A 14010-nucleotide genomic window follows, 5' to 3' on the forward strand; every position below is an offset into this window, starting at 1 on the left:
GATGAACGCGTAACTGCTTGATTGAACAGCTTATCGGCAAGCTGGCACGCTCCGTGTATTGCTCACGGCAGACGTTTCGCTTGCCTCCGTTCGTGCATCGCCGCGAACGGCAGAAACCATAAAAACGATAAGCCACAACAATAAGAAAGCACCGTGCGAGGTTCGACGTTGATGAAGAGAAAACTCCGATCAGGCATGAGCGCCAGTCTGATGGCCGTGGCCGCTTGCGTGGCCCTGCATTCACCCCACAGCCTGGCAGCCCGCGACGCCCAGACCATCCTCAAGGAAACCTGCCAGGGCTGTCACACCCCTGAAGCCGGCGACCAGTTGAGCCGCATCAGCCACCAGCGCAAGACCCCGGAAGGCTGGTTGATGAGCATTGCCCGCATGCAGACCATGCACGGTTTGCAGATCAGCGATGAAGACCGTCGTACGCTGGTCAAATACCTGGCCGACACCCAGGGCCTGGCGCCGAGCGAAACCGATGGCTTGCGTTACGCGCTGGAACGACGGCTGAACACCGTCGAGCAGTTCGACGAGAAAACCGCGCAGATGTGCGGCCGCTGCCACTCAGGTGCGCGGATCGCCCTGCAACGGCGTCCGGCCCAGGAATGGGAACGCCTGGTGAATTTCCACCTCGGCCAGTGGCCGTCGCTGGAGTATCAGGCGTTGGCCCGCGATCGCGACTGGTTCGATATCGCCCGCAAGGAAATGGTCCCGCTGCTGGCCAAGCGTTATCCGCTGGACAACCCGGCGTGGCAGGCCTGGATCAAAACCAGACCGAAGGCCGAGGCACTGGTCGGCGACTGGAGCTTCAGCGGCCACTTGCCGGGCAAGGGTGAGCTGGCCGGCACCATGACCGTCACGGCCGATGGCAGCGACACCTTCAAGGTTGCCGTCAAAGGTCAGTACGCCGATGGCAGCCCGTTCAACGGTGACGGCAACGCGATCCTCTACAGCGGCTACGAATGGCGCGGCAACGTGACCGTTGATGGCGTGACCATGCGTCAGGTGTTCGCTGCACAAGGCAACGCCATGCAGGGCCGTATGTTCGAGGCCGAGCACGATGAGCGCGGCCTCGACTTCGTTGCCGCCAAACAGGGTTCCCAGCGCTTGCTGGCGGTGCAGCCGGGTTATGTGAAGGCCGGCAGCGAAACCGAAGTGACGCTGGTCGGTAGCGGTCTGAGCGGCAAACCGGACTTCGGCAAAGGCGTGGAAGTGATTGAAGTGGTCGAGCAGAACGCCGACCGGATCAAGGTCAAGGTCAAAGCCGCGGCCAATGCCCAGCCGGGCTTGCGCGCGGTCAGTGTCGGCAATCTGAAAGGCCCGAGCCTGTCGGTGTACAGCACGATTGCCTCGGTCAAAGTGGTGCCGGAATTCTCGGTGGCACGGATCGGCGAGGGCGGCGGTTCGACGCCGAAAGTCCAGGGTCGCTTCGATGCCGAAGCCTGGGGCAAGGGCGCCGACGGCAAGCCGTATCGCATCGGCGTGTTCCCGGCGCAATGGAAAGTTGAAGCCTTCGACGAGCGCGCCAAAGAGGATGAAGACGTCAAGTTCGCCGGCACTATGCAGGCTGACGCAGGCGTGTTCACCCCGGGCGATGCCGGGCCGAATCCGGCACGCAAGATGTCCACCAACAATGCCGGTAACCTCAAGGTGATCGCCGCCGTCGACGACGCAGGGAAATCCCTGACCGGCGAAGGCCATCTGATCGTCACCGTGCAACGCTGGAACAATCCACCTATTCCTTGAGTTGAACTGATCGCAGCGATTCAGACACTTTTCGGAATGACCGCAAGTCCCGCCAGGCGGGGCTTGCACAGGAGGTTTGCAATGGGCGCTATCTTGAATCTGGTCGAACGCAACCTGCACGAAGTGCACGTCGACGCCGACCGCATGCTGTTCCATATCCCCAGCAGTTCGCTGTTCGCCAGCGATGAACTGACGGGCACCATCATCGATGCGTTGCGCGGGCCCGGCTGTTCCTCGGAAGACTTGATCCAGCGCCTCGGCGCGCGGTTCAACGGCGAGGAAATCAACGAGACCCTGCGCGAGCTGATCTCTCTGGAACTGGTCAGCGACGGCTCGCCGCTGACCCCGGACATCGCGGTCAAACGCGTCGAGCGCACCGCGATCAACACGGTGGTGCTCAACGTCAACACCGGCTGCAACCTGAGCTGCACCTACTGCTACAAGGAAGACCTCGACAAACCGTCCGCCGGCAAGAAGATGGATGTCGAAACCGCCATCGCGTCAGTGGAAATGCTGCTGCGTGAATCCCCCGACGAAGAACGCTTCACCGTGGTGTTTTTCGGCGGCGAGCCGCTGAGCAATCGCAAGCTGATCGAATACATGGTTGATTACTGCGAGAAGCGTTTTGCCGAGGCCGGCAAGTTCGTCGAATTCGTGATGACCACCAACGCCACGCTGCTCACCGAAGAAACCGTGGACTACCTGAATGCCCACCGCTTCGGATTGTCGGTGAGCATCGACGGGCCGAAAACCGTGCACGACCGCAATCGCATCACGGTGGGCGGGCAGGGCACTTATGACGTGGTGCGGCGCAAGGCCGAGATGCTGCTGTCGCGCTACAACAGTCGCCCGGTCGGTGCGCGGGTGACCCTGACCACTGGCGTCACCGACGTCGAAACCATCTGGGATCACCTGTTCAACGAGCTGGGGTTTGCCGAAGTCGGGTTTGCCCCGGTGACGTCCGGCGATATCAGTAGCTTCAACCTTTCCACCGACGAGTTGATCGAAGTGTTCGCCAGCATGAAGCGCCTGGGTCGGCGTTATCTGGAAGCCGCGCTGGAGCACCGCAACATCGGCTTCTCCAACCTGCATCAGTTGATCACCGACATCCACGAAGGCCACAAAAAGGCCCTGCCGTGCGGTGCCGGGTTGAAGATGCTGGCGGTCGATCACAAGGGTGAGTTGAACCTGTGCCATCGCTTCACCGGTTCATCGCTGCCGACCTTCGGCAATGTCCACAGCGGTGTGAAACAGGTCGAGTTGAACGACTTCCTGTCCCAACGTCTGGACCGCACCAACACCGGTTGCAACGACTGCCAGATCCGCAACCTGTGCTCCGGCGGCTGCTACCACGAAAGCTACGCCCGCTACGGCGACCCGGCCCACCCGACTTATCACTACTGCGAACTGATGCGTGACTGGGTCGACTTCGGCATCGAGGTCTATACCCGGATCATGGCCAACAACCCTGCGTTCATCAGCAGCTACATCACTCCGCGCAAGGCTCACTGATATGAAACATCTCAAGGCAATCAATAACAAAGCGTTGAAGCTGGATCAGGCCGCGGATGAAAACCGCATCGAAGAAGTGGTGGCGATGAGCTCCGTCGCCGGCTGTGCCTCGACCACCGACCCGGGTTGGGAAATCGATGCGTTCGGCGGGGTGTCGTCGCTGTGCCAGCCGATGGAAGCCGACCTGTATGGCTGCTCCGACCCATGCTGGTGGCCGGCCCAGGTGCCGGACATGATGAGCACCTACCCGGACTGGAACAAGGATGCCCAGGCGTCCAACGACAACTGGCGCAACCTCGGCACTGTCTTCCCGAAAGACAAGTGATCCCTAAGAAGAAGGATTCCAGCATGCCTAGCCTCAACAAAGCCTGCGGCCTTGCCGCACTCGCGGTCCTGAGCGCCTGTTCGCTCCCGGTTCTGGCCGATGAAAACACTGCGCTGCAGGACGGTCACGAGTACATGTTGACCACCAATTACCCGAATAATCTGCATGTCATCGACCTGGCGACCGACACCTTGTACAAGACCTGCAAGATGCCCGACGCCTTTGGCCCCGGGACCGTGCAGCTGTCGCCGGATCGCAAGACCGCGTATGTGCTGAACAACCATTACGCCGATGTTTACGGTGTCGAACTGGACAGCTGCAAGCAGGTGTTCCACGCCAGCATCACCCAGCAACCGGGGGAGAAAGCGCGGTCGATGTTCGCCTTCACCGTCAGCCATGACGGCAAGGAGCTGTACACCATCGCCAACCCGACGTTGATGCTCAACGACCACTACGAGGTCAAGCAGCCGCGTCTGGACGTTTACGCCACCGATGCCGGAATGAACGCCAAACCGGTGCGCAGCTTCCCGGCGCCACGGCAGTTGACGATCATGCAGAGCGGCGATGACGGCACGTTGTATGTAGCTGGCGCTGATGTGTACAAGGTCGATGTGAAGAGCGGAAAGTTCGACGTGCTGATCCCCAGCCGCCACTGGAAACGCCCGAATTACAGCGCGCCGGACGTGCTCTACGTGTGGAATCAGCAGACTTACCGACACGATTTCTCGCTGCTGTACACCGCCGCCAAATTCAAGGACAAGAAGCAGGACCCGGCCACTGCCGAGTATCTGTACGGACTGTTCAGCATCGACCTGAAGACCGGCAAGACCGAAACCACCGACTTCGGCCCGCTGACCGAAATCTACTTCAGCGGCATGCGCTCACCGAAGGATCCGAACCTGATGTTCGGCGTGCTCAATCGTCTGGCGAAGTACGACATCAAGCAGAAGAAACTGATTCAGGCGGCCACGCTGGACCATTCCTACTACTGCATTTCGTTCAACAAGGACGGCAGCAAGATCTATCTCGCCGGGACGTTCAACGACGTGGCGATCTTTGATGCCGAGACCATGAAACAGACCGGCAGCATCAAATTGCCGGGTGGGGATATGGCGATTACCACGGCGCAGATTTTTGTTCGGTAATCAGTATTGCCTGAGCTGCCGCAGTTGCGAGCAGCTCAGGTTTTGAATATCAGGCCCCTGGCACCGGGCAGCCCACATCCCCTTCCTCACACTTCAAATACTGCTTGAGAGCCTCGGTTCGACCCTTGGTCACACGCGTGATGCATACGCTGTAGATCATCGGGTACATACTTCCGCCTTTTACGCCTGACGCCGAAAATTCGCATTCGGCATCGCGAAACCCAATCCACGCCCGCTGAGCACTGACCAGCAGTTTCTTGCTGGCAGGTTCTTCTTTCAGCCGTGCGGTGATCTGCTGATACACCGTGTTCAACTCTTTATCCGCCGCTTTGCTCTCTTGCCCGGCGCACTGATTCATCGTCGCCTGATCGCTGGCATTGGCGCAGTCCACGGCCGCGTGGGCGACGGAAGTGAAAAAAAAGGGTGTCAGGGCCAGGAGCAGGCGTGGGGACATGAGTCATCTCGCTTTGATGAATGAGGGTGCCGGGCAGTTTAGCGACTTCGTGGCGCCATCAGGATTTGTGCTGTCTTGATGCGTTGAGCAAGCGCTCCGCTGTCGCGGCAATTTCCGCGCCGTCATGTAGTTTTTCCAGCCACTCGAACGGGATCCCCTGCACGCCGTAATGGGCGCCAGCCAACTGGCCGACGATGGCGGCCGTAGTGTCTGCGTCATCGCCCAGGTTGGCCGCGTGCAGGACGGCTGCGGCAAAACTGTCGGTGTGCTGGAAGCACCATAACGCTGCTTCCAGGGATTCGACGCAGTAGCCACTGCCGCGAATCTCCCTTTCAGACTTGTTCAGGTAGTCGCCCCGGGCAATCGCCGCCACCTTGGGCTGGCTGAAGGTTCTTAGCGGCAGGCTGCGCAGTTCCGCTTTCGATGCGCCTTCCAGGGCTTTGCCGAGCAGCTCGGCAAACAACTGGCAGCATTCGACGGCCTCGGGCGCCGCGTGGGTGGTACGTGAACTGTCGGCGGCGAATCGCCTGATTTGCTGAGCATCGGGGAAATAAAACAGTACAACGGGCACCAGACGCATCAACGAGCCATTGCCAGCACTGTAGGGATCGGTGGAGCCGGCAAACGGCTCTCCGGTGTGCTGATAGTGATCCAGCGCCTGACTCACGGTCATGCCGATATCGAAACATTCGCCGGTCGAACTCAGATAACCCCACTGCCACCAGTTCAGATAGCGGCCCATCTGGTCAGCGGCATCAAATGCGTTTTTGTTCAGCAGACTTTCTGCCAGACACAGCGCCATCGAGGTGTCGTCGGTCCATTGGCCCGGTTTCAAGTGGAACGGCCCGCCACCGACCATGTCGGTCAGGGGCTGGAAGTTGCCCCGAGGCTGGAATTCGACGGTGGTACCCACGGCATCGCCGCAGGCCAAGCCAAGGAGGGCGCCACGGTAACGTTCGGGGAGGGAGGGCTGCATGATGACGTCCTTGTGTCGTTCAGTTCGCTGGGAACGTTATCAGTTTGGTAGCGTTGATCCGTGCGCATTCTGACGAACCGGCACCCCAAAATACTGCCGGATATTTCAATCAGACCCGACCGTTGCACTGGATTGATACAACTTCGCATTGGACATGTGGTCATACAAGCCTACTGTTCAAAACAGGAGGTGACGTATGAAACCAGTACCCAACAGCTTTGAACGTAAAATCATGCTCAGGTCGCCACGCTCCCATGTCTGGCGTGCGCTGGTCGATGCCGAGGCGTTTGGCCAGTGGTTTGGCGTGGCTCTGGAAGGGCGGCGGTTTATCGCGGGCGAGTGGACGCAGGGGCAGGTCACGTACCCCGGTTATGAGCATGTGCTCTGGAACGTGTTGGTGGAGCGGGTCGAGCCCCAGCAGTTGTTTTCCTTCCGTTGGCACCCGTACGCGGTGAACCCGAAAATCGACTACTCCCAGGAACCGACCACACTGGTCAAATTCGAGCTGCAGGACTACGAGAACGGCACGCTGCTGAAGGTCTCCGAGTCAGGTTTTGCGCACATTCCCGACGTCCGCCAAAAAGAGGCGTACTACATGGACAGCCGTGGCTGGGAAGAGCAATTGAGCCGACTTGAACACTTTCTGGCCGAGACCGACAGGGCACGCGAGCGTGAAGGTGGCTGACAGCGAATGGTTTGACCCGTGGTTGAAGCGTTGGGCGCTGGTGCCCGACGGTGTTCCGATCATCACGCCGGGCAGCAAGCTGTTGCCGGTGCGTCAGGGCGACGTACCGGCGATGCTGAAAGTCGCGGTGGACGATGAGGAAAAGTACGGCAACCTGCTGATGACCTGGTGGAACGGCGACGGCGCCGCCCGGGTGCTCGCTCAGCACGAAGACGGCCTGTTGCTGGAGCGGGCCATGGGCCGGCGTTCGTTGATGTATATGGCGCTCAATGGCGAAGATGACGAGGCGACCCGCATCATGTGCCGGGCCTTGGCGTGGTTGCATGCGCCGCGATCCACGGAGCCGCCTGCGTTAGTAGAGCTGGCACCGTGGTTTGCCTCGCTGAGAGTGGCCGCTGCCCGATACGGCGGCCAATATTCTGTTTGCCTGCAAATGGCTGAAACCTTGCTCGCCGAACCCCGAGACATTGTTGTGCTGCACGGTGACATGCACCACGACAACGTCCTCGATTTTGGCTCGCGCGGCTGGCTCGCCATCGATCCGAAACGGGTGCGGGGCGAGCGTGGCTACGACTACGCCAACCTGATCTGCAACCCGGAATTGCCGACGGCCGCTGATCCTGAACGCTTTCAACGGCAAGTCGATGTGATCTGCGAAACGGCAGGGCTGGACCGCAGGCGCCTCTTGCAATGGGTGCTGGCGTTTGCCGGACTGTCTGCCGCGTGGTTCATGGAGGATGACGAACAAAAAGCCGCCGCCGGACAGCTGGAAGTCGCGTATCTGGCGGCTTGCGCGCTCGATGCCTGACACGGCTAAGGGTTTTCGGAAGGGGTGCTATGGCGAATGTCTTACACGCGCTGGTAGCTTTGTCGACTATTGCCGATTGGATCCAGAGCGTAATCTAGCCTCATCAACTGAAGCACAGGGAGTGTTTCAGGATCACGGATGATCGACCATTAGCAAGGATCGCTGCCGACAGGGAGTCGATAATGGTCTTGGGAAAAACCCGCTTCGGCGGGTTTTTTTTCGCCTATGGAAAAGTACCGTGCCCAAACAGAAACACCGCCGATTGGCGGTGTTTCTGCATCTGCAGGTTTTACGAGGCGATCAACTGCCGCAACACGTAATGCAGGATCCCGCCGGACTTGAAGTACTCCATCTCGTTAAGGGTGTCGATGCGGCACAGCACTTCGATTTTCTCCTGACGCCCGTCTTCTCGGGTGATCACCAGGGTCAGGTTCATCCTTGGCGTTAGCTCGACTCCGGTCAGACCCTGAATCTCCAGGGTTTCCTTGCCGGTGAGGTTCAGGCTCTTGCGGTTTTGATCCAGCTTGAACTGCAACGGCAGCACGCCCATGCCTACCAGGTTGGAACGGTGGATTCGCTCGAAGCTTTCAGCAATCACCGCTTTAACTCCCAGCAGGTTGGTACCCTTGGCGGCCCAGTCGCGGCTGGAGCCGGTGCCGTATTCTTGCCCGGCAATCACCACCAGCGGCGTGCCCGAGGCCTGATAACGCATGGCCGCGTCGTAGATCGCCAGTTTCTCGCCGGTCGGAATGTAGATCGTGTTGCCACCTTCTTCGCCGCCGAGCATTTCGTTACGGATGCGGATGTTGGCGAAAGTGCCGCGCATCATCACTTCATGGTTGCCCCGGCGTGAGCCGTAGGAGTTGAAGTCCCGTGGTTCGACGCCTTGCTCGCGCAGGTAACGCCCGGCCGGGCTGTCGGCCTTGATGTTGCCGGCGGGGGAGATGTGGTCAGTGGTCACCGAATCGCCCAGCAACGCCAGCACTCGCGCGCCTTTCACATCGGCGATCACCGGCAATGGCCCGGCGATGTCATCGAAGAACGGCGGATGCTGGATGTAAGTCGAATCTGCCTGCCAGACGTAGGTCGCGGCTTGCGGCACTTCGATGGCTTGCCACTGTTCGTCACCGGCAAACACCTCGGCGTACTCCTTGTGGAACATCGCCGTATTGACCTGATTCACCGCGTCGGCGATTTCCTTGCTGCTCGGCCAGATGTCGCGCAGGTAAACCGGATTGCCCTGCTGGTCATTGCCCAGCGGTTCGCTGCTGATGTCGGTGCGCACACTGCCGGCCAGGGCGTAGGCGACGACCAGCGGCGGTGACGCCAGCCAGTTGGTTTTCACCAGCGGATGCACCCGGCCTTCGAAGTTGCGGTTGCCGGACAGCACCGAAGCGACGGTCAGGTCGGCCTTCTGGATGGCTTTTTCGATCGGTTCCGGCAGCGGCCCGGAGTTGCCGATGCAGGTGGTGCAACCATACCCAACCAGTGAAAACCCGAGCTGATCGAGGTACTGCGTCAGCCCGGCGGCTTTGTAGTAATCGGTGACCACCTTGGAGCCCGGTGCCAGTGAGCTTTTCACCCAAGGCTTGCGGGTCAGGCCTTTCTCCACGGCTTTTTTCGCCAGCAGGCCGGCGGCCATCATCACGCTGGGGTTGGAGGTGTTGGTGCAGGACGTGATCGCGGCAATCACTACGGCACCGTTTTTCAGGCGGTAGGTGTGGCCGTCGTACTCGTAATCCGTTTCACCGACCAGATCGGCATTGCCCACCGCGACACCGCCGCCGCCCTCGCTTTCCAGACGTCCTTCTTCCTTGCTGGTGGGCTTGAATTGCAGATCGAGGAAGTCACTGAAGGCCTGGCCGACATTCGGCAGGGAAACCCGGTCCTGCGGGCGTTTCGGCCCGGCGAGGCTGGCTTCGACGCTGCCCATGTCCAGCGCCAGGCTGTCGGTGAACACCGGTTCCTGACCGGGCAGACGCCACAGGCCCTGAGCCTTGGTGTAGGCCTCGACCAGTTTCACCACTTCAGTCGGCCGGCCGGAGAGGCGCAGGTATTCGAGGGTTACGTCATCGACCGGGAAGAAACCGCAGGTCGCGCCATATTCCGGGGCCATGTTGGCGATGGTCGCGCGGTCGGCCAGCGGCAGGTCGGCGAGGCCGTCACCATAGAACTCGACGAATTTGCCGACCACGCCTTTCTTGCGCAACATCTGGGTCACGGTCAGCACCAGGTCGGTGGCGGTGATGCCTTCCTTGAGCTTGCCGGTGAGTTTGAAGCCGATCACTTCCGGAATCAGCATCGACACCGGTTGCCCGAGCATCGCGGCTTCCGCCTCGATTCCGCCGACGCCCCAGCCGAGTACGCCGAGACCGTTGATCATGGTGGTGTGGGAGTCGGTGCCGACCAATGTGTCGGGGAAGGCATAGGTGCGGCCGTCTTCGTCCTTGGTCCACACCGTGCGTCCGAGGTATTCGAGGTTGACCTGGTGGCAGATCCCGGTGCCTGGCGGCACCACGCTGAAGTTGTCGAAGGCGCTCTGGCCCCAGCGCAGGAAGGCGTAGCGTTCGCCGTTGCGCTGCATTTCGATGTCGACGTTCTGTTCGAAAGCGCTGGCGCTGCCGAATTTATCGACCATCACCGAGTGGTCGATCACCAGATCCACCGGCGACAGCGGGTTGATCCGCTGCGGATCGCCGCCGGCCTTGGCCATGGCGGCGCGCATCGCGGCCAGATCGACCACGGCCGGTACGCCGGTGAAGTCCTGCATCAGCACCCGGGCAGGGCGGTACTGGATTTCCCGGTCGGAGCGGCGCTCCTTGAGCCACGCGGCAATCGCCTTGAGGTCGGCGCCGGTGACGGTTTTTTCATCTTCCCAGCGCAGCAGGTTTTCCAGCAGCACCTTCAGCGACATGGGCAGCTTGTCGATATTGCCCAGGCTTTTGGCAGCATCCGGCAGGCTGAAGTAGTGGTAAGTCTTGTCATCGACTTTCAAGGTTTTAAGGGTGTTCAGGCTATCAAGGGACGGCATTACGATCACTCCTTTCAGGCTGTTTGAAAACTACTGCGCTCGGCAATCCTGCGTTAAAAACAGGCTCGGAATGCTCATTTACAACTCGTAGACTCCGCTTCCAAGCCTGTTTTTGCCTTGTCTTGCCTTCGCTCGCTACGTTTTCAAACAGCCTGTTTGAGTCCGCACGGCTACGGACTGAGGGGACGGGCAGAGCTATCAACGTAGCCCTGTTTTCAGTAGCTGGCTAATAACTGGACTCTATGGGCAAGTCCAAGGTTCCGACATGGGCTATCATGCGCCGGTTTTCGTGACAGGCTTTGCTTCAACGCAGGTCTGGGCATCGCGCAGGGGATGAATGATCGCCCTCTGCCCAGGAGTAAGAATGAACACCCTATTCATGCATTGCCGGCCAGGCTTCGAAGGCGAAGTCTGCTCGGAGATTTCCGACCTCGCCGCCCAACTGAACGTGGCCGGCTACGCCAAGGCCAAACCGGCGACCGCTTGCGCCGAGTTCGTCTGCACCGAAGAAGACGGCGCCGAGCGCCTGATGCGTGGCCAGCGTTTCGCCGAGCTGATCTTCCCGCGCCAGTGGGCGCGTGGACTTTTCATCGATCTGCCGGAAACCGACCGCATCAGCGTGATCCTCGCGCACATGGCCGAATTCCCGGTGTGCGGCAGCTTGTGGCTGGAAGTCGTCGACACCAACGACGGCAAGGAACTGTCGAACTTCTGCAAGAAGTTCGAAGGCCCGCTGCGCAAGGCGCTGACCGGCGCCGGAAAACTGGTGGACGACGCCAGCAAGCCACGCCTGCTGCTGACCTTCAAGAGCGGTCGTGAGGTGTTTCTCGGTCTGGCGGATGCCGGTAACTCGGCGATGTGGCCGATGGGCATTCCGCGTCTGAAGTTTCCGCGCGAGGCGCCGAGCCGTTCGACCCTGAAGCTGGAAGAGGCCTGGCATCACTTCATTCCCCGCGATCAGTGGGAAGATCGCCTGCACAGCGACATGACCGGTGTCGACCTCGGCGCTGCGCCGGGCGGCTGGACTTGGCAACTGGTCAATCGCGGCATGCTGGTGACGGCCATCGACAACGGCCCGATGGCCGAAAGCCTGATGGACACCGGCCTGGTGCAGCACTTGATGGCCGACGGTTTCACCTTCAAACCCAAGCAACCGGTGGACTGGATGGTCTGCGACATCGTCGAGAAGCCGGCGCGCAACGCCGCGATGCTCGAAGAGTGGATCGGCGAGGGTCATTGCCGGGAAGCGGTGGTCAACCTCAAGTTGCCGATGAAGCAGCGTTACGCCGAAGTGAAGCGTCTGCTCGAACGCATCGCCGATGGTTTCAAGGCCCGCGGGATCAAGGTCGATATCGGCTGCAAGCAGCTGTACCACGACCGCGAGGAAGTGACCTGCCATTTGCGCCGCCATGATGTGAAGAAAGCCAAAGCCCGCTGAGCGCGCGACAGGTGACCGAACACCCGGCATTGGGCGACAATGCCGGCCAGTTTCAGGAGTGAATCATGAGTGAAATGATTAATACGCCGGTCGACGGCACCCTTGACGCCACCGGCCTCAACTGCCCGGAGCCGGTGATGATGCTGCACCAGCACATCCGTGACCTGGTGCCCGGCGGCCTGCTCAAGGTGATCGCCACCGACCCGTCGACCCGTCGCGACATCCCCAAGTTCTGCGTGTTTCTCGACCATGAACTGGTGGGCCAGCACGAAGAAGCCGGGACCTATCTGTACTGGATTCGCAAAAAGTCCGGTTGATCGGAAGGCAAAAAAAAGACCTGCATGTGCAGGTCTTTTTTTATCGCCGATCAGCCCATCGAGCGGCTGATGCGAATGCGTTTGCGTGCGCTGCGCGTCAGGCGGATCGACAGCATCAGCGCCGCACAGCTCAGGCCGACGATCAGGCCTTCCCACAAGCCGCTCGGGCCGCGAGGCTCGCCGAGCCAGTCGGTCAGGCCGAGGGCGTAACCCACCGGCAGGCCGATGCCCCAGTAGGCGAACAGGGTGAGGATCATCGTTACCCGCGTGTCCTGATAACCGCGCAGGGCGCCGGCGGCGGTGACCTGAATCGCGTCGGAGAACTGGAACAGCGCGGAGTACACGATCAGCATCGCGGCGATGTGAATTACCATCGGATCCGACGTGTAGATCGCCGCAATGTGTTCGCGCATCAGCAGCATCATGCTCGCCGACAGGCAGGCGTAGGCCAGGGCAGTGCCCATGCCGACACCCGCCGCGAAACGCGCTTCACGGGGTTCTTCACGGCCCAGGGCCTGGCCGACCCGCACGGTCACCGCCATGCCCAGCGAATACGGAATCATGAACACCAGCGAGCTGACGTTCAGCGCGATCTGGTGCCCGGCCACCACGGTGGCGCCGAGGCTGCCGATCAGCAGCGCGATCACCGCGAAGATGCTCGACTCGGCAAAAACCGCGACGCCGATCGGCAGACCGATGGCCAGCAAGCGCTTGATCACCGCCCATTGCGGCCAGTCGAAACGGCTGAACAGTTCGCTCGATTTGTAGGCCGGTGCCCAGCGCTCATAACCGGCCAGGCCCAGCGCCATCACCCACATCACGATCGCTGTGGCCCAGCCGCAACCGACGCCGCCCATGGCCGGAACGCCGAAGTGACCGTAAATGAACACGTAGTTCAACGGAATGTTCAGCGCCAGCCCACACAGGCCCAACACCATCGCCGGCCGCGTGCGGCCGAGGCCATCACTGGTGCAGCGCAGCACATGGTAGAAGGCAACGGCTGGCAGACCGCTGGCGATGCCGTGCAGGTACTGCATGCACGGGCCGATCAGCTCCGGATCGACTTTCATCAGGTGCAGGATCGGTTCGGCGCTGAACAGCATGCCGGTCGCCATCAGTCCGACCACCAGTGCCAGCCACAAGGCCTGACGCACGATCGGGCCGATCTCGCTGTGGGTGCCGGCGCCGAAGCGCTGGGCGACTTTCGGCGTGGTGGCCAGCAGGGTGCCGGTCATCAGCAGAAACACCGGCACCCAGATCGAGTTGCCCAGCGCCACGGCCGCCAGATCCTTTGGCCCGACGCGCCCGGCCATCACCGCATCGACGAAGCCCATGGCGGTGGTCGCCAGTTGCGCGATCATGATCGGCAGGGCCAGGCCGAGCAGATTCTTCAGCTCCAGGCGAACCCGGGCAGGGCGGTTGAGGGAAACGGCGTCAGGGCGTTCAGTTACGGAATTCACAGGCAAAGCGTCCACAGGGGTTGATGCGCAAGGCCGGGCATTCTACGCCGCTGACGTTATGGTCAGGAAAAATCCTCTGTTGCGGATTTGTAATCGTCCCGCCTTAT

General features: G+C 60.8%; 12 protein-coding genes. 8 read left to right on the forward strand and 4 right to left on the reverse strand.

Annotated elements, in window-relative coordinates:
- The first annotated feature begins 171 nt into the window (after nt 1-171).
- From peaA to peaD, 4 genes are all read left to right on the forward strand, one after another.
- Entirely contained in the window at nt 172-1752 is a 1581-nt protein-coding gene (gene peaA / locus AC1RR7_RS00085; RefSeq protein WP_493155620.1) for a quinohemoprotein amine dehydrogenase subunit alpha, read from the forward strand.
- Between the two features lie 81 nt (nt 1753-1833).
- Nucleotides 1834-3264: a quinohemoprotein amine dehydrogenase maturation protein gene (gene peaB, locus AC1RR7_RS00090; RefSeq protein WP_493155622.1), complete on the forward strand. Its 1431-nt coding sequence runs from the start codon at nt 1834-1836 to the stop codon at nt 3262-3264.
- 1 nt (nt 3265) lies between these two features.
- A complete protein-coding gene (qhpC, locus tag AC1RR7_RS00095; RefSeq protein ID WP_008016081.1) occupies nt 3266-3589 on the forward strand; it encodes a quinohemoprotein amine dehydrogenase subunit gamma in 324 nt (107 codons plus the stop codon).
- Nucleotides 3590-3612: 23 nt separating this feature from the next.
- Nucleotides 3613-4734, forward strand: coding sequence for a quinohemoprotein amine dehydrogenase subunit beta (gene peaD, locus AC1RR7_RS00100; RefSeq protein WP_102621853.1), 1122 nt, complete (start codon nt 3613-3615; stop codon nt 4732-4734).
- A 49-nt stretch (nt 4735-4783) separates the two neighbouring features.
- On the opposite strand, the gene AC1RR7_RS00105 is transcribed toward peaD, so the two are convergent.
- Together AC1RR7_RS00105 and AC1RR7_RS00110 are read right to left on the reverse strand one after the other, a co-directional pair.
- On the reverse strand, nt 4784-5188 hold the full coding sequence (locus tag AC1RR7_RS00105) for a lysozyme inhibitor LprI family protein (protein ID WP_192558573.1): 405 nt from the start codon (nt 5186-5188) through the stop codon (nt 4784-4786).
- Nucleotides 5189-5246: 58 nt separating this feature from the next.
- Nucleotides 5247-6164: an ADP-ribosylglycohydrolase family protein gene (locus tag AC1RR7_RS00110; protein WP_493155625.1), complete on the reverse strand. Its 918-nt coding sequence runs from the start codon at nt 6162-6164 to the stop codon at nt 5247-5249.
- Nucleotides 6165-6360: 196 nt separating this feature from the next.
- Here AC1RR7_RS00110 and AC1RR7_RS00115 point away from each other — a divergent pair, with 196 nt between their 5' ends.
- Both AC1RR7_RS00115 and AC1RR7_RS00120 read left to right on the forward strand, forming a co-directional pair.
- On the forward strand, nt 6361-6849 hold the full coding sequence (locus AC1RR7_RS00115; RefSeq protein ID WP_085713126.1) for an SRPBCC family protein: 489 nt from the start codon (nt 6361-6363) through the stop codon (nt 6847-6849).
- Nucleotides 6842-7657: an aminoglycoside phosphotransferase family protein gene (locus AC1RR7_RS00120; protein ID WP_493155627.1), complete on the forward strand. Its 816-nt coding sequence runs from the start codon at nt 6842-6844 to the stop codon at nt 7655-7657. The genes AC1RR7_RS00115 and AC1RR7_RS00120 overlap by 8 nt, the downstream gene beginning before the upstream one ends.
- A 289-nt stretch (nt 7658-7946) precedes the next feature.
- Here AC1RR7_RS00120 and acnA read toward each other — a convergent pair whose 3' ends face one another.
- Nucleotides 7947-10688, reverse strand: a complete 2742-nt coding sequence (gene acnA, locus AC1RR7_RS00125; protein ID WP_493155629.1) for an aconitate hydratase AcnA — start codon at nt 10686-10688, stop codon at nt 7947-7949.
- Nucleotides 10689-11052: 364 nt separating this feature from the next.
- Here acnA and rlmM point away from each other — a divergent pair, with 364 nt between their 5' ends.
- Both rlmM and tusA read left to right on the forward strand, forming a co-directional pair.
- Nucleotides 11053-12126 carry a 23S rRNA (cytidine(2498)-2'-O)-methyltransferase RlmM gene (gene rlmM, locus AC1RR7_RS00130; protein WP_096822098.1) on the forward strand — a complete coding sequence of 358 codons (1074 nt, stop codon included), beginning with the start codon at nt 11053-11055 and terminating at the stop codon, nt 12124-12126.
- A 65-nt stretch (nt 12127-12191) separates the two neighbouring features.
- Nucleotides 12192-12443 (forward strand): sulfurtransferase TusA, encoded by a 252-nt coding sequence (gene tusA / locus AC1RR7_RS00135; RefSeq protein ID WP_011335204.1) that lies wholly within the window; start codon nt 12192-12194, stop codon nt 12441-12443.
- A 50-nt stretch (nt 12444-12493) separates the two neighbouring features.
- Here tusA and AC1RR7_RS00140 read toward each other — a convergent pair whose 3' ends face one another.
- Nucleotides 12494-13903, reverse strand: coding sequence for an MATE family efflux transporter (locus AC1RR7_RS00140; RefSeq protein ID WP_096822097.1), 1410 nt, complete (start codon nt 13901-13903; stop codon nt 12494-12496).
- Nucleotides 13904-14010 lie beyond the last annotated feature (107 nt).

This window comes from Pseudomonas sp. GW821-FHT11G12, from assembly GCF_058808055.1.

Excerpts from the sequence above, each read along its gene's own strand:
- peaA (WP_493155620.1), top strand. The coding sequence starts at position 172 with ATGAAGAGAAAACTCCGATCAGGCATGAGCGCCAGTCTGATGGCCGTG.
- AC1RR7_RS00105 (WP_192558573.1), bottom strand. The coding sequence starts at position 5,188 with ATGTCCCCACGCCTGCTCCTGGCCCTGACACCCTTTTTTTTCACTTCC.
- tusA (WP_011335204.1), top strand. The coding sequence starts at position 12,192 with ATGAGTGAAATGATTAATACGCCGGTCGACGGCACCCTTGACGCCACC.
- AC1RR7_RS00115 (WP_085713126.1), top strand. The coding sequence starts at position 6,361 with ATGAAACCAGTACCCAACAGCTTTGAACGTAAAATCATGCTCAGGTCG.
- AC1RR7_RS00110 (WP_493155625.1), bottom strand. The coding sequence starts at position 6,164 with ATGCAGCCCTCCCTCCCCGAACGTTACCGTGGCGCCCTCCTTGGCTTG.
- peaD (WP_102621853.1), top strand. The coding sequence starts at position 3,613 with ATGCCTAGCCTCAACAAAGCCTGCGGCCTTGCCGCACTCGCGGTCCTG.
- peaB (WP_493155622.1), top strand. The coding sequence starts at position 1,834 with ATGGGCGCTATCTTGAATCTGGTCGAACGCAACCTGCACGAAGTGCAC.
- qhpC (WP_008016081.1), top strand. The coding sequence starts at position 3,266 with ATGAAACATCTCAAGGCAATCAATAACAAAGCGTTGAAGCTGGATCAG.
- acnA (WP_493155629.1), bottom strand. The coding sequence starts at position 10,688 with ATGCCGTCCCTTGATAGCCTGAACACCCTTAAAACCTTGAAAGTCGAT.
- rlmM (WP_096822098.1), top strand. The coding sequence starts at position 11,053 with ATGAACACCCTATTCATGCATTGCCGGCCAGGCTTCGAAGGCGAAGTC.